This window comes from Staphylococcus gallinarum, assembly GCF_000875895.1.
In the GTDB taxonomy this organism is placed as follows: domain Bacteria; phylum Bacillota; class Bacilli; order Staphylococcales; family Staphylococcaceae; genus Staphylococcus; species Staphylococcus gallinarum.
In genome coordinates this window covers 1-241 of the sequence record NZ_JXCF01000081.1, presented here as the reverse complement: position 1 = coordinate 241, position 241 = coordinate 1, and the positions used below count along the sequence as shown (strand labels likewise).

Sequence of the window (241 nt, the reverse complement as noted above, 5' to 3'; positions counted from 1 at the left end):
TCTTCTGAATTTTCTGCGACTGCGTCCCAGTCAACTTCGAACGTGTCTGCATATTCATCGTATTCTCGTTCTTCTTCTCGTTCTCGTCTGAATTTCTCGATTGCAAAGCCATTTTCAATCCCTCCTTTGTCATAAGAATCGCCCAACTTATTCCCACGTACTTTTTTATCTTCTTCAATGTGTCTATACGTTACGTTGTTTTTCGTTACTCTCGTGATTTCAACACCTTTTTCTTTTAGCA

Annotated in this window: 1 pseudogene; it reads right to left on the bottom strand. The window is 39.4% G+C overall.

The features are described 5' to 3' along the window. Positions 1-241, bottom strand: a pseudogene (locus tag SH09_RS17385) (relaxase/mobilization nuclease domain-containing protein); the annotation flags it as partial.